The organism is Methanococcoides sp. LMO-2 (genome assembly GCF_038432375.1).
In the GTDB taxonomy this organism is placed as follows: domain Archaea; phylum Halobacteriota; class Methanosarcinia; order Methanosarcinales; family Methanosarcinaceae; genus Methanococcoides; species Methanococcoides cohabitans.
In genome coordinates this window covers 378,852-396,165 of the sequence record NZ_JBCAUS010000006.1, presented here as the reverse complement: position 1 = coordinate 396,165, position 17,314 = coordinate 378,852, and the positions used below count along the sequence as shown (strand labels likewise).

General features: G+C 46.6%; 20 protein-coding genes and 2 pseudogenes. 5 read left to right on the top strand and 17 right to left on the bottom strand.

Features of this window, described 5'->3' with window-relative positions; translation table 11 throughout:
* Window positions 1-57: 57 nt before the first annotated feature.
* The 6 genes and pseudogenes from WOA13_RS09595 to WOA13_RS09570 all read right to left on the bottom strand — a co-directional run.
* A complete protein-coding gene (locus WOA13_RS09595; protein WP_342127672.1) occupies window positions 58-600 on the bottom strand; it encodes a hypothetical protein in 543 nt (180 codons plus the stop codon).
* A gap of 27 nt (window positions 601-627) precedes the next feature.
* Complete coding sequence (locus WOA13_RS09590) at window positions 628-1,476, bottom strand: ribose-phosphate diphosphokinase (protein ID WP_048204404.1); 849 nt, start codon at window positions 1,474-1,476, stop codon at window positions 628-630.
* 84 nt (window positions 1,477-1,560) lie between these two features.
* Complete coding sequence (gene moaC / locus WOA13_RS09585) at window positions 1,561-2,040, bottom strand: cyclic pyranopterin monophosphate synthase MoaC (RefSeq protein WP_048204405.1); 480 nt, start codon at window positions 2,038-2,040, stop codon at window positions 1,561-1,563.
* A gap of 17 nt (window positions 2,041-2,057) precedes the next feature.
* Window positions 2,058-2,237, bottom strand: coding sequence for a hypothetical protein (locus tag WOA13_RS09580; protein WP_342127671.1), 180 nt, complete (start codon window positions 2,235-2,237; stop codon window positions 2,058-2,060).
* A 14-nt stretch (window positions 2,238-2,251) separates the two neighbouring features.
* Window positions 2,252-3,064, bottom strand: a pseudogene (locus tag WOA13_RS09575) (NAD(P)H-hydrate dehydratase).
* Window positions 3,065-3,073: 9 nt separating this feature from the next.
* Window positions 3,074-3,697: pseudogene (locus WOA13_RS09570) on the bottom strand (NAD(P)H-hydrate epimerase); the annotation flags it as partial.
* A gap of 228 nt (window positions 3,698-3,925) precedes the next feature.
* Between WOA13_RS09570 and WOA13_RS09565 the strand changes: the two are divergent.
* The 3 genes from WOA13_RS09565 to WOA13_RS09555 are packed head-to-tail and all read left to right on the top strand — an operon-like array spanning window position 3,926 to window position 7,431.
* Window positions 3,926-5,335, top strand: coding sequence for a DHH family phosphoesterase (locus WOA13_RS09565; RefSeq protein WP_342127754.1), 1,410 nt, complete (start codon window positions 3,926-3,928; stop codon window positions 5,333-5,335).
* Window positions 5,336-5,364: 29 nt separating this feature from the next.
* The gene (locus tag WOA13_RS09560; protein ID WP_342127670.1) at window positions 5,365-6,090 is read left to right on the top strand and encodes a YkgJ family cysteine cluster protein; all 726 of its coding nucleotides are present in this window, start codon (window positions 5,365-5,367) and stop codon (window positions 6,088-6,090) included.
* A gap of 54 nt (window positions 6,091-6,144) precedes the next feature.
* Window positions 6,145-7,431, top strand: coding sequence for a 3-isopropylmalate dehydratase large subunit (locus tag WOA13_RS09555; RefSeq protein ID WP_342127669.1), 1,287 nt, complete (start codon window positions 6,145-6,147; stop codon window positions 7,429-7,431).
* 189 nt (window positions 7,432-7,620) lie between these two features.
* Here the strand turns inward: WOA13_RS09555 and WOA13_RS09550 are convergent, their stop codons facing one another.
* Window positions 7,621-8,031, bottom strand: a complete 411-nt coding sequence (locus WOA13_RS09550; RefSeq protein ID WP_048206266.1) for a CBS domain-containing protein — start codon at window positions 8,029-8,031, stop codon at window positions 7,621-7,623.
* 222 nt (window positions 8,032-8,253) lie between these two features.
* Between WOA13_RS09550 and hisE the strand changes: the two genes are divergently transcribed.
* Window positions 8,254-8,553 (top strand): phosphoribosyl-ATP diphosphatase, encoded by a 300-nt coding sequence (gene hisE, locus WOA13_RS09545; protein ID WP_342127668.1) that lies wholly within the window; start codon window positions 8,254-8,256, stop codon window positions 8,551-8,553.
* Window positions 8,554-8,560: 7 nt separating this feature from the next.
* Here the strand turns inward: hisE and WOA13_RS09540 are convergent, their stop codons facing one another.
* Entirely contained in the window at window positions 8,561-9,436 is an 876-nt protein-coding gene (locus WOA13_RS09540; protein WP_342127667.1) for a CBS domain-containing protein, read from the bottom strand.
* 150 nt (window positions 9,437-9,586) lie between these two features.
* Here WOA13_RS09540 and WOA13_RS09535 point away from each other — a divergent pair, with 150 nt between their 5' ends.
* Entirely contained in the window at window positions 9,587-10,579 is a 993-nt protein-coding gene (locus WOA13_RS09535; protein ID WP_342127665.1) for an NOG1 family protein, read from the top strand.
* Here WOA13_RS09535 and WOA13_RS09530 read toward each other — a convergent pair whose 3' ends face one another.
* The 9 genes from WOA13_RS09530 to speB form a co-directional block, all read right to left on the bottom strand.
* Window positions 10,580-11,692 (bottom strand): pyridoxal phosphate-dependent aminotransferase, encoded by a 1,113-nt coding sequence (locus tag WOA13_RS09530; protein ID WP_342127664.1) that lies wholly within the window; start codon window positions 11,690-11,692, stop codon window positions 10,580-10,582.
* A 12-nt stretch (window positions 11,693-11,704) separates the two neighbouring features.
* Window positions 11,705-12,316, bottom strand: a complete 612-nt coding sequence (hxlB, locus tag WOA13_RS09525) for a 6-phospho-3-hexuloisomerase (RefSeq protein WP_342127663.1) — start codon at window positions 12,314-12,316, stop codon at window positions 11,705-11,707.
* Between the two features lie 46 nt (window positions 12,317-12,362).
* Window positions 12,363-12,848, bottom strand: coding sequence for a hypothetical protein (locus tag WOA13_RS09520; RefSeq protein ID WP_342127662.1), 486 nt, complete (start codon window positions 12,846-12,848; stop codon window positions 12,363-12,365).
* A gap of 15 nt (window positions 12,849-12,863) precedes the next feature.
* On the bottom strand, window positions 12,864-13,223 hold the full coding sequence (locus WOA13_RS09515; protein WP_342127661.1) for a DUF2073 domain-containing protein: 360 nt from the start codon (window positions 13,221-13,223) through the stop codon (window positions 12,864-12,866).
* A 5-nt stretch (window positions 13,224-13,228) separates the two neighbouring features.
* The gene (locus tag WOA13_RS09510; RefSeq protein ID WP_342127660.1) at window positions 13,229-13,864 is read right to left on the bottom strand and encodes an Era-like GTP-binding protein; all 636 of its coding nucleotides are present in this window, start codon (window positions 13,862-13,864) and stop codon (window positions 13,229-13,231) included.
* Between the two features lie 123 nt (window positions 13,865-13,987).
* On the bottom strand, window positions 13,988-15,004 hold the full coding sequence (locus tag WOA13_RS09505; RefSeq protein WP_342127659.1) for a phosphate uptake regulator PhoU: 1,017 nt from the start codon (window positions 15,002-15,004) through the stop codon (window positions 13,988-13,990).
* Window positions 15,005-15,127: 123 nt separating this feature from the next.
* Window positions 15,128-15,766 (bottom strand): protein-L-isoaspartate O-methyltransferase, encoded by a 639-nt coding sequence (locus tag WOA13_RS09500; RefSeq protein ID WP_342127658.1) that lies wholly within the window; start codon window positions 15,764-15,766, stop codon window positions 15,128-15,130.
* Complete coding sequence (locus tag WOA13_RS09495) at window positions 15,736-16,386, bottom strand: HVO_0476 family zinc finger protein (protein WP_342127657.1); 651 nt, start codon at window positions 16,384-16,386, stop codon at window positions 15,736-15,738. Before WOA13_RS09495 ends, WOA13_RS09500 begins: the two co-directional genes overlap by 31 nt.
* A 55-nt stretch (window positions 16,387-16,441) precedes the next feature.
* Window positions 16,442-17,311, bottom strand: coding sequence for an agmatinase (speB, locus tag WOA13_RS09490; protein ID WP_342127656.1), 870 nt, complete (start codon window positions 17,309-17,311; stop codon window positions 16,442-16,444).
* Between the last annotated feature and the right edge of the window lie 3 nt (window positions 17,312-17,314).

Below are 17,314 nucleotides of genomic sequence, written 5' to 3'. Positions count from 1 at the left end.
AGTTTGTAAGAATTTCCGATGAACATGTCTGAAATCGTTCGAAGACTTCCGGAACTTTCAGTTCCAGAACTCCTTCTCATAATCCTCAGGCAGGTCGTCAAGGCTCATCATTTTGTCAAGCTTGTTCTTAGCTGCATTATCCTTTTCCTCAGAGATGTCGGATCTATCCTCTGTTATAACCTCTGTTTCCTGTTCTGCCACAGTAGCTTCATGTGAGTGGATCACCGTTGTATTTTCGGTATCCATCACGATTTCTTCCTGGATCTCAGGTTTGAGGATAATGGGTTCTTCCTTTTGGATGACTGGTTCTGGTCTTACAGGCTCGCTTTTGGCAATGATGTCTGGCTGCCTGTCTTCCCTTTCAACGATCTTTTCCGGAGCTGAAACCGGGGTTGGTGCTGGCTTGTACCCAAGGCGCATACGGGTCTCTTCGGCATAGTTGTCGAACACTACATCTGACATGTTGCCTTGCTTGTGAGTTGAACGGTATCCTATGGTACAGTTCTCCTCTCCTGTCCTCCAATCAACATGGAAGAGGTGGCATTCCTTTCCCTTGCATTGTAATCCATTGTCCAGTGGGCATCTTTCGGGTAAAACCATGTTAAACCACTCCGGGTTGTTTTCTTTTTAAAGCTTTTTCAGGAAATCTGCAATAAGAGGTGCGACACTGATATGACTCTGTGCTTTCTCCAGTGTGTCGGTGGCAATGACCTCATGGACACCTGCATTGTAAAGCCTCAGGACACCGTTCTTGGTGAGTACCGGGTGAACGCATGCGATGTAGACGTCCTTTGCACCCTGGCTGCGTAACAGTTTGATGGACTCTGCCATGGTACCACCGGTTGCGATCATGTCGTCAATGAGTATGATCTCCCTGCCGGTCACATCGATGTTCTTTGTCTTGATGGTGACAGTGTCCCCGGAAAGCCTTGTCTTCTCGAGATAGTCGTACTCGATACCAACATCTGCAGAGGCACTCTCTGCAAGTGCGATGGCTCCGGCGTCAGGGGATATGATCAGCGGGTTATCCAGGTTGAGTGACCTGATGTAGTTACCCAGAAGATGGGATGCATCAAGGTCGAAGGAATCTGCACTGAAGTGCTCAAGGATGCTCTTCTCATGAATATTGATGGTGATGACCCTGTCCGCTTTGATAGTGCGGGCAATGGCGCGTGCACTGATGGCCTCTCCGGATTTGAAGATCTTGTCCTGTCTTGCGTAGCCCATGTAAGGTATGACCACGGTGATGGTGGGTGCATCCTCACATGCGTCTATCAGCTGTAAAAGTGAAACAAGGTCTGAGTCAGTTGGTGTGCTCTGGATGATGGTAACATCATCGGTTATGTCTTCAATTACTCTTGTGTAAACCTCTCCATCGGGGAATCGGTTGAACTCGCAAAGGGATGGCTCCATATCTAGTTCTCTTGCAACACGTGAAGCGAGCAATTGTGATGCAGGTCCTGCTATGATTTTCAAAGAATTACCTCTCCAATGTAATTTTTATTAGTGATCAACTGTTATGAACAATAATTCCTCTCTATTACATTGAACCATTAAAAGTCATTGGTTTGTCAGTTGTTCCTTAACTTTCTTTACAACATGAATATCTTTGATAGCAGTGGAAGGATAATTTCCAGTGTCATCCTTCTCGGCGGATTTAACCATGTCCCATATCGTAAGCAGTGCCACGGAAACTCCTGTAAGGGCCTCCATCTCAACCCCTGTCTTTCCCACAGACCTGACCTCTACACTGGCAGTCACGTCAGTATCCCCTACTTCGAACTCCACATCCACCGAAGTGATCGGTATCTGGTGGCACATGGGTATCATCTCAGGTACCCTTTTGACCGCTAATATGGCAGCGGTCCTTGCAGTTGCAAGGACATTTCCCTTTTTGACGTTCCCGCCTCTGATACTTTCGATGGTGGGTCCTGTAAGGCTTATACTTCCGGAAGCTGTAGCACGCCTGCTCACAATATCCTTGTTACTGATATCGACCATGTACGCACGGTCATCCTTTATGTGACTGAATTCCTGCATCTGATAATTCTCTCCGCTTAGTCGATACGCACCTGTTTTCTCTGCTCGTAGTCCTCGACAGTGTCTGCGACCTTTGACAGAAGGTCTCTGGCCTCGGCAATGGAGAGCTTCACGATCTCTTCATCCTCGCCATGGCTGACAACTATGCGTACCCTGTTCCTTTCAATATCTACTACTATATTTCTGCTTGTATCCATTTTAACCACTCCCTTTATTTCATCACATCTGTGATCCGGTCTATAACATCGGTTGCAAGAAGCCCGTAACCCCTGTCCTCAAAGGCCAGGTCCCCTGCTGCACCATTGATGAATGCTGCACAACATGCCGCCTCCACTGGCGAGGCTATTGCAAAAAGTGCTCCTGTGATCCCTGCAAGTACATCCCCGGTACCTCCAACCGTCATGCCGGGATTACCTGTGACATTGATAGCAACCCTTTCCCCATTGCTGATGGTATCTTCTTTTCCCTTTAGGAGTACGGTCAGGTGATTACTGCTGGCAAACGCCTTCACATCATCGGCACTTTCTCCTCCAAGTGCTCTGAACTCTCTGGAATGTGGTGTTATTATCATCTCTGTTCCTTCAGGGATAGGCAGTTCTATGCCGTAGAGTCCGTCGGCATCCACTACCACTTTCTTACAGAGGGGTATCATCTATGACACTGCTTTCTTGGTTCTTTCATCCCTTCCAAGTCCCATTCCGATCACAACCACATCATGTGATCCAATAAGTTCGGTGATCGTCTCCATGTCCTCTTCGCAGAGGGCATCCGATGAAAGCGGTCTTACTATTATGTTAGGTGAATATGCTGCGATCGTCCCTGCAACACTGACAGGGGCAGCGACTGTGACAATGTCCGCACCGGTGCGTAATGCTGCCATGGCCGCCAGTGCCGGTGCACCCGAGTACGGTCCTCCGCCTATGATCAGTATCCTTCCTGACTGTCCTTTATGGCTGTCCGCGAATCGTCTTTGAAGTACCTTCAGGTCGCCGGAGCCAACATACTTTTCAGCATTTGAACACACGCCGATGTTCACGACCTTTACTTCGGAAGTATATTTGGCGGCAAGTGGAGTGGTAAGCCCGGTCTTCATCTCGTGAAAAGTGAGGGTAATATCCGCTTTCACCGCTTTGTCAATATCCCCGCCGTCGGGATCGAACCCGGATGGTACATCAACAGCAATTACAGGCTTGCCTGAACCATTTATCAGGTCTATGATCGTGGATTCGGGTTCCCTCAGTTTTCCACTGATCCCGGTCCCAAGCAGGGCATCTATGATAATGTCGGAGTCGTCGATCCATTCTTTATCCTTAAGTTGCGATGCATCGGTGACCTCGATCAGTCCTTCTATGGTACAATGTCCAAGGAGGTCGAAGTTGTGTTTTGCATCATCGGTCCTTATCCGGGATGCCTGACCCACAAGTGCGATGTATACCTTTATATCCGGATCTGATGAGAGGTGTCTTGCAGCAACGAAGGCATCTCCTCCGTTGTTTCCCCGTCCTGCAATGAAGATCGCTTTGCCGGTTCCGATACGTTCCTTTACTTCACGTGCAATGGCAGCTCCTGCGTTCTCCATCAGTTGCAGTCCTTTGAGACCCAGGTATTCGCAGTTCGCATCGATCGCCAGCATTCGCGAAGATGTTATCGACTTCATGTTCCCTCAGTTATCCATTTGTTTGCATTATATTTAGATGTATCAATAATGTTGTATGTTGCTGTTGGATGCTATGGCTGGCATTTTGATCTTGATCTTTAATCGCCTTTTGTCTCACCGAAAGAACCTTAATACTGGATAAAGAATTATAGCTTATCAGGAGGTATTGTAATACCCGCTTTAAAAGAAACGGATCCTCAGGTCAGGAAATGGTTGAACCCAACCTATATGATACTTGGAAGTGGAAGTATTGGCTTTGCGGTTGCAAAGGAGCTTCGTGAGCTTGACAAGGACCTGATAATCGTTGACAGGGATAAACAAAAGGTAGAAACGCTGCGTGAAGAGGCATATGAGGCCTTTGAAGGCGATATCTCAGATCCAGAGATATTCCAGCACATAAACCTGAAAGAACTTACCGGCATACTTGTCCTGAGTTCTGATAATGAAGCTAATAAAAAGGCCCTTGGGAACATCTCACAGCTGGAGCTGGATGATGTTTATTGTGTTGCAAGGGCATCTGATGCCATAAGTCTGCAGGAGATGGACGGGCTTGGTGCGGATCTTGTTGTTATGCCTTCAAGGCTTGTTGCAAGATCGGTGGCAAGGTCCCTCGGACGTGCCGAGTCCCTGCGTCGCGGGAACAAGCTTTCCCAATGGTTCAAAGGAATTTCCGGCAAGGACCTTGCTATTGTGGTGCATGACAACCCGGATCCGGATGCAATTGCCAGTGCTCTTGCACTGCAGAAGATCGCGGATTCTTTTGATGTAAGGTCATCGATCCTGTACCATGGCGAGATAGGCCATCAGGAGAACAAGGCATTCGTAAACCTCCTTGGTATTGATCTTAACAGGATGGAAGAGCACGATATCTCTGAGTTCGATGATATCGCAATGGTGGACTGTGCTGTACCAGCTGCTAATAATATGCTTTCTCCCGGTACACATCTGGGTATTGTTCTCGATCATCATCCTCTGGGAGAGGCTGAGATTGATGCTGATTTTGTAGATATCCGTCCGAACGTCGGAGCATCTGCCACAATACTTACCAAGTACCTACAGGAGCTTAATATCGAGATCGAGAGTGAACTGGCAACGGCTCTGCTTTATGGTATCAGGACAGATACCCTTGATTTCAGGAGAAATACTGACTCCGCAGATCTTTCAGCTGCAGCATTCCTTTATCCTCTGGCTGACCATGAGATCCTTGACCAGCTCGAGAGACCTTCCATGTCCATCGAGACACTTGACATCCTCGGTGAGGCTATCATCAACCGTCAGGTCATAGGCAGCTACCTGCTGACCAATGTCGGTGTGGTCCGTGACCGTGATACACTTCCTCAGGCAGCCGATTATCTGCTCAACCTCGAAGGTGTTTCAACATCCATTGTGTTCGGAGTTTCCGAGGACAGGATCTTCCTTTCAGGCAGAAGCAATGACATCAGGGTCAATCTCGGTGAAGTGCTTAAGAGAGCATTCGGAGATGAGGCCGCAGGTGGTCATTCCAATGCTGCAGGGGCCCAGATCCCGCTTGGTGTGTTCAGTGACATAAAGGACCGTCAGACGCTTCTCAGGCTTGTTAACGAAGCAGTTGTCAAGAAGTTCCTCAATGCAATAGGTGTTGACGAGACGGTCGAATAAGTTTACTAATACAGTATGAAAGAAACTCTATGACAGACCATTTTTCAGAATACCGGCAGTCCCTTATCAGGGACCTTCAGGAAGAACTTGAAGCTGCCGGTTCTATTTCTATTGAAGATATCGCCTCGCAGATACGTGAGGTCGGGTTTTCATGCAGGATGTGTGGAAACTGTTGTAAAAGGTCCGGCGGAGATAATCGTGTTTTCCTGACATCTGCAGATCTGGAATTGCTGAAAAGTTGTCCTGCATGTCCGGAAGACGCTGCAGTTCCAATGGTCCCGGATGAAATGGATATGCATTCTTCAGCCTCTGTTCTTGAACATCTCCATGAGTTCGACATCGATCCGGAAGGAAGGCTGCACACTTTTGGATGGATGCTCAAAAAGAAAGGTAGCGGTGATTGTTTCTTTATCAGGGAGGACGGCAGCAACCGCTGTGGTATCTATGCCCGCAGGTCAATGATCTGCAGGACATATCCTTTCTATATCGGGAATGGTAAATTGCAGACCTCCGAATGCGAGGGTCTTGGCGATGAGATCTCTTTTGAGGATTCGCTTGTTCTTGCAAGGGACCTTGTTGACAGGTATGTCACGGAGATAAAAGATACGATACTTATCTATGAGAACTTCGAGGAAACGGGATATTCTCCTGATTCGGTGGATGCTTTAAGGAAGGGTCTTACAGATGGGGTTCTCACCTTTGTTGTGCATGATTGTACTGGAATGTCCATCTTTTCACTTAAATTATATAAGTGAGCATGTTCATCGATTGTTTTATTTATAAGGTATGCCTTAATTGCAGTGATTACCATGGCCAATAGTAATGATCATCCAATGACGATCTCAGAGAAGATCTTCTCCAAAGCTTCAGGAAAAACGGTAAAAGCAGGAGAGTTTGTACTTGCGAACATCGATCGTGCAATGACCCACGATATCACCGGACCACTTGCAATAGACGGTTTCTACGATATCATGCGTGACAAGGAAGAGAAAAAGGTCTGGGACCCAAGCAAGATCGTGATCGTTTTTGACCATCAGGTTCCTGCAGATTCCCTCAATGCATCTGCAAACCATATCAAGCTCAGGCAGTTTGCAAAGGAGCAGGACATACTGAACTACGACGTTTATGAAGGTGTCTGCCACCAGGTCATGCCTGAGATGGGACACGTTCGTCCAGGTGACCTTATCGTGGGTTCTGACTCCCACACATGTGCATACGGTTCCCTTGGTGCTTTCTCCACAGGTGTCGGATCAACTGACATGGCAGCTGTCTTCGCATCAGGAAAGCTCTGGTTCAAGGTTCCTGAGACAATCAGGTTCGAGGCCAATGGCAAGCTTCCAAAACATGTCTATTCCAAAGATCTCATCCTGCACATGATCGGTGATGTCGGAGCAGAGGGTGCCAGGTACATGGCAGCTGAGTATGCAGGTTCCACCATCGAGGGACTTCCTATCTCTGAACGTATGACAATTTCCAACATGGCTATCGAGATGGGTGGGAAGGCAGGTATCATTGAGCCTGACAAGACCACAGAGGCATACCTCCAGGAGCGTATTCCTGACTATAAGCTGGATACATACTGGAAGTCCGATGAGGATGCTGAGTATGCAGAGTTCCATGACTACGATGTATCTGATCTTGAGCCACAGGTCGCATGTCCTCACAATGTTGACAACGTGAAGCCTGTATCCGAAGTTGAGGGGACAAAGGTCGACCAGGTCTTCGTCGGTTCCTGTACCAACGGACGTTTCGAGGATATTAAGATCGTTGCCGAAATGATGGGCGATGAACCGGTTGCAAAGGGTGTCCGCCTGCTTATCATTCCTGCATCAAGGACAGAATATATGAAGGTACTTCGTGCAGGATATGTGGAGCAGTTCATGGAGGCAGGTGCAATTGTAGAGTCACCATGCTGTGGTCCATGTATGGGTGGATCCTTCGGTCTGCTCGGTGATGGAGAGGTAGGTCTTGCCACATCAAACCGTAACTTCAAGGGACGTGAAGGCAGTCCGGAATCATTCGTATATCTCAGTTCACCTGCAACCGCTGCAGCATCTGCACTTACAGGTGAGATCACTGATCCAAGAAAGATCTGAGAGTCTCTCTCAGTTCTCTTTTTTTTATGCGGTGACCAAAACAGATATATTTGAATATTGATTACTAAATCAGGACGTTGGATTATAAACCAACAAAGATTCCGTCATATTTTGTAGGATTACAAGCCAACGTCACATTACTTCTAATTCCTAACGGCATTATTTTCTTCAAAAAAAGAAGCTGGTCCGTTATTTCTGGAACAGCTGTTTTATTATATCCCTTGCACTGAGAATTCCTATAGGCCTATAGGAAGCACCTACGGTTTCTTCCGACATAACGATAAGTCTGTGTACTTTTTTTGCCGCCATCAGTTCTGCAGCATCATGAACGGTAGCCGAGGGGTTGATCGTTTCGACTGAATCGGACATAATGTCTTCAACGGAAGCTATTTCCCAGTTCTTGTCCTTCATCTTGCGCAGGATATCCACATCAGATATGACGCCAAAGGTCTCACCGTTATCCTCTATGGCCACTATGGCAGAAACACTGTTGTCAGCCATTGCCTTTGCTATTTCAACAGCATTTGATTCCATTGGTACTGTTACTACTCCCCTTGTCATAACGTCTTTGACCTGCATGTTTTCTGCTATCAATTCCATTCCTCCCTTTTATCTCCAAAATATTCAGTATTTGACGCTCGATACCTGCAGAATTTACTGCTACAATATTTATTTGAAGAATTTGCTATAAATAGGCATCGGGTAATTGAAATCCTTTTTAAAGGAGTAGTACAATAGCTAAGTAATCCTAATCTCATGGCTTGTGAAATATTTCATGAGCACACTCACAATTAAAGTATATTTCACAATGGAGTTTTCCCAATGACCGATGCAGATATGTCTGTCCTGAACGAAGTGTTCGATGTTATAATTGATCGCAAGAACAACCCTGTAGAGGGCTCATACGTTTGTTCTCTTCTTGACCACAGAAAAGGTATCAATAAGATACTTGAAAAGGTCGGTGAGGAAGCTACGGAAACCATTCTTGCTGTCAAGGACAATGATAAAGAAGAGATCATCTACGAGACCTCAGACCTTCTGTTCCACCTTCTTGTAATGTTGGCGGCAACAGGGGTAAGCCTTGAGGATATCTCAGAAGAAATGAAAAAAAGAAGGCATTAAGGTCATATCAGTATATGACCAGTTCATGCAATACATCTGTTTTTGATATCATTCCGGTTGGAACGCCTTCCACTGTGACGATAAGCCTGCCGATGTTGTGATCATCGAACATTTTCACAGCATCGCTAAGGGATGCATTGCCGTCAATGGTGATGACGTTCTTTGTCATGATGTCCTTTACTTTCAGGTTGATCTTGCCACTTGCAAGGGTTTCTCCGATATCCATGAAAGTTGCTATTCCCACGATCCTTCCATGTTCCTCTACAGGGGCACCATGGATCTTGTTTGTGATAAATATGCGTGCAGCTTCCTGAATGGTTGCATTTGCATCAACAGAAACAGTGTCTTTCTTTATGTAATGCTTAATGGATTTCTTTGGCAGGGATACCATTTCGGTTATCTTGAAAAGTAACAGGTTCTCAGTGTCGTCACGTCCGACCACTTCTCCTCTTACTATCAGGCGGTTTACCGGTGTGGGTCCTACCTGTACAAGGTCTCCTCCTGTGAATTCCTTGATATTTCCAAGGACCTTCAGTCTGCCATTGCACATTTCGGGATGTCTGACCGTTGTAAAACTGATCTCTGCAACAGTAGCTCCTTTGACAACGTCCTCATTTCTGTATAATGGAACTTCAGCTTCCTTTTCCATGCTCGTAACACTCAGTGCTTCATAAGCTGCACCTGTGGCTCTGTATCCGCCTTTCGGACCTGGCACACCTTCTACGAGGCCCAGCATTTTCAGGGATTGCATCTGGTTCCTTACGGTACCCGGGTTCCTGTCTATAAGCTCAGCGATCTCTTCGCCTTTTACTGCTGAATCCTTCTGACGCTGAAGGTTGATCAATTCGATAATTATCTCTTTTTGAATAGGTGTAAGTTCCATGAGATCACCGTTTTCTTCTCATGAAATTAACTCAAAAGAAGTATATATACATGTTGTAGGATTTCAAACGGATGATAATGAAAAATCTCTCCCAAGGAACAAAAATATATAGCTTATGTGAGTTTGAGCCTGATTATAAAGGTAAATATTATGATATTTGAGAAGATCCACACTGTCCCGACCTCGGATGAGCTTATAGACAAAGCATTTCGAAGAGCCACGCGTGCAAAAGCAGGCAAGACTATAAGGGACAACGACAGTGCCATGAGGGCGCATGAATCAATGGTCATGACCTCGGGTAACATCCTGTCAGACAACCTTTCCAACATTGTCAGGCGTTTCCCGAACTTTGATGACCTTCCTGATTTCTATTATGAGCTTACTGACATAGTTGTTGGTGTTGATGATCTTCGTCAGGCCCTTGGCGGGGTCGACTGGGCAAGCCAAAAGCTCCATGAGATCTCCAGGGAATACGTTGGAAAGATCCGTAAGAGCAGGGACCCCGTTGCAACAAGAAAAGAGGCATTCGGACGTATGGCTTCGGTCATGTCAACTGTAAGCAAACATCTTGTTTTCCTCAACGATGCCCGCAATCTTTTAAGAAAACTTCCTGATGTGCGCGATGAACCTACCATTGTCGTGGCAGGTTACCCCAATGTCGGGAAATCCAGTTTCGTTTCAATGGTCACCGGTGCAAGACCGGAAGTTGCATCCTATCCTTTCACCACCAAAGGTGTCCTCATCGGTCACTTTATGAGGGGATATGATCGTTATCAGGTGCTTGACACTCCGGGTCTTCTGGACAGGCCGATGTCCGAGCGCAATGATGTGGAGAGGCAGGCAATAACTGCAATAAAATATCTGGATGCTGTTATGCTCTTTATCCTTGATGCAAGTGAGACCTGTGGGTATGAAATTGCAGAGCAGAAGCGTCTGCTCGATGAAGTTGTCCAGAACTTTGACCTTCCGGTCTATGTCGTGGCAAACAAGGCAGACCATGAAAGGTTCGAGATGCCGGAGTTCGTAGATGTCAGGATGTCCACGGCAACCGGTGAGAACATTGATTCTATTGTAGACAAGCTTGTCGAAATGATCGACGAGAACAAAAAAGAGAAAGAAGAAGATCAGTCTATCTTTGACTGATCAAAGTACATTTTTCATGATCTCAAGTGCCCTGTTGATATCCTCCATGGATGTGGCATAAGAGATCCTTATGTAACCGTCACCGTTCTGTCCAAAGGCGGTTCCCGGAACGACAACTACTCCGTTGGATATCAGTTTTGTAGCAACTTCCACGCTGTTCTCAACCTTCGGGAACATGTAGAATGCACCCTTTGGTGCTTCACATTCCATGCCAAGTTCATTGACACCTTTTACAAGTACGTCCCGGCGCCTCTTGAACTCATCCCGCATCTCAAATACGGAATCCTGTGGTCCGGTGATTGCCGCAAGCGCTGCCTTTTGTGCAATTGAGTTGGCACATGCCTGCACGTACTGGTGAACTTTGAGCATCTGCTCCGTATATTCCTTGTTGGCTGCAGTATAACCTACACGCCATCCGGTCATGGAGTAGGTCTTTGAAACTGCATTGATGGTGATAACATTGTCAGTGAACTGAGCAGGGCTGACGTGTTCTCCTTCATAGATGAAGTACTCATAGACCTCGTCAGAAATGAGAGTTACATTGTGGTCATCTGCAATGTCTGCATAGGCCTTCATGTCGGCCTTTGAAAGTACTCCTCCGGTAGGGTTGCATGGGGAGTTTACGATGATGGCCTTCGTTTTTGGTGTGATCCTCTCGAGAACGTACTCCGGTCTCATGGTCAGGTCTTCGCCCAGTGGGACTCCGACAACTTTTCCTCCCATGAATCCGGTCAGTGCATTGTAGGATACGAATCCGGGGTCTGAGATCATAACTTCATCGCCCGGGTTGACAAGTGCTGCGAGTGCAATTTCGAGTGCTTCGGATGCTCCGGATGTGACAATGATGCCGTCCGGGCTGACCTCAAAATTATTGTCCTGCCTGAACTTGTTGCTCAATGCTTCCCTGAGCTCTGCGATACCTGAACCGTAGGTATATCCTGTAAAGCCCTCATTGATGGCATCGATGGCCGCCTGTCTTATGTGTGCAGGGGTATCAAAATCAGGTTGTCCAAGACCCAGGTTGATGGCATCTGAACCTGCGGCTTCGAACATCTTCCTGATGCCTGATATGTCCACATCGCGGACCCTTTGTGCAAACTCTTTGCCACTCATGGTAAGGCCTCTTTACTCAAGTTTGGCGTGGCGTGATTTCAGGTCGTCCTCTGAAGCTCCGGTAATTGAGATAAGTTCTGCTACCAGTGCATCCAGGAATACAAGTGATGAGATCTCAAAGGATGTTCCCAGTGGCGTGAGGTGTGAGTATTCACCGCGCATATGTCTCTCGAGATATCCTCCGATATCATTCTTTGTTCTTCCCTTGATCTCCATGATGGTATCGGAAAGATGGCCAAGGGTTGAGTCCCTATCTGATGTTACTGTAATAAGTGTTGCACCGATCTCTTTTGTGATCCTGCCAAGGTCTGAAATGGATCTTGTTTCTCCTGATCCTGATATTGCAACTACCACATCGCCTTTGCGGACTGCAGGAGTGGTTGATTCTCCCACCACATATGACCTCAGGCCAAGGTGCATCAGGCGCATTGCAAATGCTTTTCCTACAAGGCCGGAACGACCTGCACCCATTACAAAGATGCTGTCAGCTTCCATAATGTATGTTATCATCTGTCTGATGTCTTCTTTGTCAAGGCTCTTGGCAACACTGTCAAGATGGTGTGCCATAAGTTCAATGGATGAGATCAAATGTTCGCACTCTGTTGAAGATATTATATCTTTCATAAATTGTATTCCTCCTGCATTTCAAGGGCAAGTATCAGCGCTTACCTTACTCTTTGTATATAACCTCTTTTATGTCCCACCCTTCTATCTTCCTGAATTCATCTGATAGTTTGGATATATCAGAATCATCCCCGTTCCAGTAGATATCAAGGATGACGTCATCTGTCTTTAGTTCCTTGATAATGTTCTCTGCCAGATGGAACAATGCTTTGTTGTTATGGAATGGGACATTGAACATGGCACGATATCCATTATCTGCTTTCGCATATGATACCAGTACGTAGCCATTGCTCTCATAATTGGTGATCGAGTCAAAATCACAGACTAGCTCGATCTCGTAAACAGCTGATTTTTCAACTTTTGAAATTGCAATAAGGGTCTGGCCTACTACCAGGTCGGGGGTCTGGCGTCCAAACCAGACCGAGATCTTCCCATAAGTGCAGACCACGTCCACATTGTCACTTCCGATCTCACAGGATGAAAGTGAGTGTAATGTAGTGCCGGATCTGGACCTGTCTTCAAGATTTTCCATTAATGTACCACACGCTTATTTATTTGAAACAAGTGCGCTGATCATGTCTCGATCCTTTTTAAGCGTCTTTAACTTGTTTGCAGGACCAATTACAGTAAGACGGGTACGTACCGGGGTTTTCTTGAACAGTTTTCCGAGGAATGAGCCGTCTGTCTGTGAAGGGTAACTTTCCATCTCAATGCCTGCAAAGTCATCAGGCTGGATCTGTGTCATGGTCATTTCGATAAGAGTTGCTTCTTCCTCAGGAGTAAGCCCTTTCTCAAGAACAAGGATCTTGCCACTTTTTACTTCATCAATGATGAATCTGATCTTCTCAACAGGAGGCATCTTTGCAAGCCTGTCCTCTGAGACAAGGTCCATTTGAATACCCTGCATCGCAATCACCCAAACCTCTTGGCTATCTCATCATAGAATGTGTCTATGTTCTTTCCTTCCAGGGCGGATATTGCTACCATTGGGTGCTGTGGGAATGCATCCCTTATTGTGGATGGAGCTGACTCGGGGAGGTCTACCTTATTGGCAACGATCAGTAATGGCAGGCTTCGTGCTTCCATATTGCCTATGACGGTTACATTGACCTGTGTGTATGGGTCTTCTGTAGCGTCCATCACAAGGATGACTCCGTCCAGGTTCTCCAGCCATTTCACAGCTTCAATTACGCCTTCGGTAGCTTCCTTTGCTCTCCTCTTTGACTCCGCTTCATCCATGCCCAGTTCCATGAACTCATGGAAATCGATCTTGGTTGCAAGTCCCGGGGTATCGATGATGTCCAGGCTGATGGAGCCGCCGTTGGACTTTATTGTCACTCCTTCCCTGCGCCTTGCGCGGCGTGTCTCGTGAGCAATGTGTGATACAGAACCCATTGCATCACCGGTCCAGTCCCTTAATATCCTGTTCGCAAGGGTTGTCTTTCCGGCATTAGGAGGCCCGTAGATTCCTATCCTGGCATTCTTTTTGTTGAACAGCTTTTTGAAAAAGTCTGAAAAATTTTTCCTAAATAATCGTATTACGCCCATTAAATCCCTCTGAATAAGAATGTGACTCGAATCAAATGTATGATGTTTTGATATTACTTATACCTTATAAATAATCGCCTGGATTCCAGTAGGTCCTGCAATCTTCTACTACTCTCTATATTATTATTTGCTCTGGACCATCGCCATTGAAAGATTGATCGCAAATTCTGCAATATTTGCTCCGTATTCTCCTATCCTGTCGATACTGTCTGCCACGGTGCCCAGGGCAACAATGGCTTCCGGGGAGCTAAGGTCAAGAAGTGATGCGTTTAGTTCATTGATCCTTGTTTTCGTACCATCTACCTTTGCAATCACCTGATTGGCAAGATCAGTGTTCTGGTTGTACAATGCATCGATGGCATCTTCTACCATGGCACTTGAGGCTGTACAGGAACTTTCGATATGTTTCATGGTATCTTCCGGAATGGGTATGTCAAGAGATGCTGCGGTCTTTGCTATCTTGAGCGCATGGTCTGCGATACGTTCCAGTGAACTTGCAGAAAGCCGCAGGTCATGGTACTCGTCTATCGTGGTCTCGGAGGTGTCCGGAAGGCGGCTTCCCCGCAGTACCGTCCTGAACTGTTTTGAAATAAGCAGGTAAAGCCTGTCCACTTCGTCATCACGTTCGATGACGTCAAGTGCAAGGTCAAGGTCATGGTCCTTCAGTGCCTGCATTGCATCATTCAGCATTGAATTTGAGATAAGGAACATCCTTCTTACACTTTTCTTGATCGAGACCTCACTGGGGTTCAACAGGTCCTGGATCAGCACGGAGTTTGCGGTCTCTTCGATTATTTCCGGACCGATTAGCTTGTGGCAGAGGCTTCTTATTATCTTCTTCTGGTCAACCTGTATTCGGCTGGCCCGTAGCTCGATCATGTCGGAACCCGAGATGTAGGCTGCTATCAGGAGTCTTACAAGTTCATCTCCAACACAACCGTTCACATCAATTATGTTCTTCTTTTTTTGGGTCTGGGAAGCTCCTTCGGCTGCAATGTTGAGGGTCCCGTCCTGCTGTGGTTGGAGCGTTACCTGTGAACCGGTTGTGATTCCGGCACGTTCGGCCCACTTTTTAGGCAGGGACACGATGTACGTGGAACCGCCGGTCTGCTGTATTTTTCGAGTTTCGATATAAACCACCTGTCTCAAAACCAATTCTATATATCTGTATATAGTAAAAGACGAGTGTATATATAATTAAGGTTCAAAAATAGTTAATTTTGGTGAAGTAGTTTTCAAAAGAATATTATCCGGACAATATGCTCAATATCCGTACTTTCCAATGAGGGGTACAAAAATAACTCCTCCCCATGCCTCGTAGCTGACATTGCCTTTGCTGTCCTTTCTCACAACTACAAGCTGTTGTTCACCATTTCCAACAGGAATTACCATTATTCCTTCTGTTGCCAGCTGGTCAATAAGTGGTCGTGGCACCTCCGGGGCTGCAGAGGTCACACTTATGCGTTCGTAAGGCTCATGTTCCTCCAGTCCGCAGGAACCGTCATCCTGAATGACAGTGACATTCTTGTATCCTGCTTTTTTGAGATTCTCTTCTGCAAAATGAGCCAGTTCGGGTATGCGCTCAACAGTATATATGTGGCCTTTCTCTCCCACAAGCTCTGCCATTACCGCGGCATTGTACCCTGATCCGCTTCCAACTTCCAGTATCTTCATCCCATCGGAGATGTCCAGCAGGTCACACATGATCGCAACCATGTGTGGTGCGGATATGGTCTGGTTATGTCCGATGGGAAGCGGCATGTCCATGTATGCCGTTTCCTGATAATCATCAGGCACAAAAATATGTCTTGGGACGCGCATCATCGCATCAAGGACTTTGTCGCATATCCCGTTGTACTTAAGTGAGTTTATCAGTATCTTCCGTTTCTCTTCGCACTCCATGAAGTCTTAGCCTCTCCCCATCCTTTCTTACGCACTTCGGTAGCGAATATGCGTTTGATATATTTAGCGGGGACCCTGTCTCCTTTACGGGACTGGAATGCTCCCCCCCTTATCTTGATCTTTGTGATCTGGAAATCCTTCCTTTCAGCATTGTATTTCTCGCCTACAATGAATTCGAATTCCCCGGAAACCCTTTTTTCAACAGATGTGGATCCGTTACGGATCTTTATTGATATCTTTGCGGTTACTTCGTCGGTGGCACGTCCCCATATCACATCAACGTTCTCTATCTCTTCCCTCTCAACACGGCGACCGCCTGATTCAAGTGAGGTCACAATGATCGGGTATACCTCATCTGCTTCCTCATCATCCACGATGAGCTCATCGTCGATATATATCATCTCGCCGGCGTCAATGTTTGTACGAAGTGTGAATGAAACGTCATCCTTGCTGACGATAACCTTGGTCTTAACGGGCTTTTTTTCTTCGATGGTTGTGGGGTGTACTGCTCCACATTCGTGGCACTGGACAACAGGGTTCTGCCCTGGTCTTAGAATATCATGTCCCACTGGTTCCTTTGGTGAACACATTGGGCAAACTACGATTATTTCCTCTGTCATGGTCTCTGAGGATATGATTGTTGGAGGTGTGTATAAAGTTAACCATGAGGAAAGATCATTCCATTGAAGCTGCGTGTGCAGCAATGAACTCACGGATAAACTTTGCACCAAGAATAGCGGTCTGGCCACTGTCGTATTCCGGCGTAATCTCCATCACGTCGAAACCTGCTGACATTGGGGCAAGTCCCCTGATAATATCCCGCACCTCTAAAGAGCTGAGACCGAATGGTTCCGGTGTGCCCAGTGCAGGTGCATATGCCGGATCAAGAGCATCCATGTCAAGTGAAAGGTAAATGCTGTCACAGTCAAGGTATTCCTTAATTTCCCCGATAAGTGTATCAGCTCCCTTACTGGTGACCTCTTCCGGTGTGTAATAACAGATGTCGTTGTCCTTTGCAAAATCCCACTCTTCCTTCGGACCGCTTCGTACACCAATGGTCACATAGTTATCGGTGACCTCGTCAAGTATGTGTCTTGAAACGCAGGCATGGTTATACTTCACACCTTCAAACTCGTCGCGAAGGTCAAAATGGGCATCCAACACCACTACTCCAAACTTACCTTGCGCCCTTTTTGCACAGGCTTTGACACATGGAAGGGTCAGTGAGTGCTCCCCTCCCATCATAATGGGGATCTTTCCGTCCTCAGTGATCCCGTCGACATCCAGGGATAGTTCACTGAGCACATCGTCAACAAGGACACTCGCTTCGAAGTTCCCTGCATCGTGTATGGGAAGTTCGGCAAGGTCAATATCAAAAAAAGCGTTATAACTTTCAAAGTTTGCAGAGGCACTCCGCATAGCATCCGGAGCCCATCTGCTCCCGGCACGGAATGAGGATGTACGGTCAAAGGGTACTCCAAATAGGACGTATCCGGCAGATTCATAATCTGCCAGTGCATCCACCATGCCAGGACGGTAGAACATAAT

Bases quoted from the DNA above. Each gene is read 5' to 3' on its own strand.
- WOA13_RS09515 (WP_342127661.1), bottom strand. From the start codon at position 13,223: ATGCAGGGTATTCAAATGGACCTTGTCTCAGAGGACAGGCTTGCAAAG.
- WOA13_RS09535 (WP_342127665.1), top strand. From the start codon at position 9,587: ATGATATTTGAGAAGATCCACACTGTCCCGACCTCGGATGAGCTTATA.
- WOA13_RS09550 (WP_048206266.1), bottom strand. From the start codon at position 8,031: ATGGAATTGATAGCAGAAAACATGCAGGTCAAAGACGTTATGACAAGG.
- WOA13_RS09500 (WP_342127658.1), bottom strand. From the start codon at position 15,766: ATGGAGTGCGAAGAGAAACGGAAGATACTGATAAACTCACTTAAGTAC.
- moaC (WP_048204405.1), bottom strand. From the start codon at position 2,040: ATGCAGGAATTCAGTCACATAAAGGATGACCGTGCGTACATGGTCGAT.
- WOA13_RS09580 (WP_342127671.1), bottom strand. From the start codon at position 2,237: ATGGATACAAGCAGAAATATAGTAGTAGATATTGAAAGGAACAGGGTA.
- WOA13_RS09565 (WP_342127754.1), top strand. From the start codon at position 3,926: ATGATACTTGGAAGTGGAAGTATTGGCTTTGCGGTTGCAAAGGAGCTT.
- WOA13_RS09510 (WP_342127660.1), bottom strand. From the start codon at position 13,864: ATGGGCGTAATACGATTATTTAGGAAAAATTTTTCAGACTTTTTCAAA.
- WOA13_RS09560 (WP_342127670.1), top strand. From the start codon at position 5,365: ATGACAGACCATTTTTCAGAATACCGGCAGTCCCTTATCAGGGACCTT.
- WOA13_RS09540 (WP_342127667.1), bottom strand. From the start codon at position 9,436: ATGGAACTTACACCTATTCAAAAAGAGATAATTATCGAATTGATCAAC.
- WOA13_RS09520 (WP_342127662.1), bottom strand. From the start codon at position 12,848: ATGGAAAATCTTGAAGACAGGTCCAGATCCGGCACTACATTACACTCA.
- WOA13_RS09530 (WP_342127664.1), bottom strand. From the start codon at position 11,692: ATGAGTGGCAAAGAGTTTGCACAAAGGGTCCGCGATGTGGACATATCA.
- hisE (WP_342127668.1), top strand. From the start codon at position 8,254: ATGACCGATGCAGATATGTCTGTCCTGAACGAAGTGTTCGATGTTATA.
- speB (WP_342127656.1), bottom strand. From the start codon at position 17,311: ATGTTCTACCGTCCTGGCATGGTGGATGCACTGGCAGATTATGAATCT.
- WOA13_RS09555 (WP_342127669.1), top strand. From the start codon at position 6,145: ATGGCCAATAGTAATGATCATCCAATGACGATCTCAGAGAAGATCTTC.
- WOA13_RS09595 (WP_342127672.1), bottom strand. From the start codon at position 600: ATGGTTTTACCCGAAAGATGCCCACTGGACAATGGATTACAATGCAAG.
- WOA13_RS09495 (WP_342127657.1), bottom strand. From the start codon at position 16,386: ATGACAGAGGAAATAATCGTAGTTTGCCCAATGTGTTCACCAAAGGAA.
- hxlB (WP_342127663.1), bottom strand. From the start codon at position 12,316: ATGAAAGATATAATATCTTCAACAGAGTGCGAACATTTGATCTCATCC.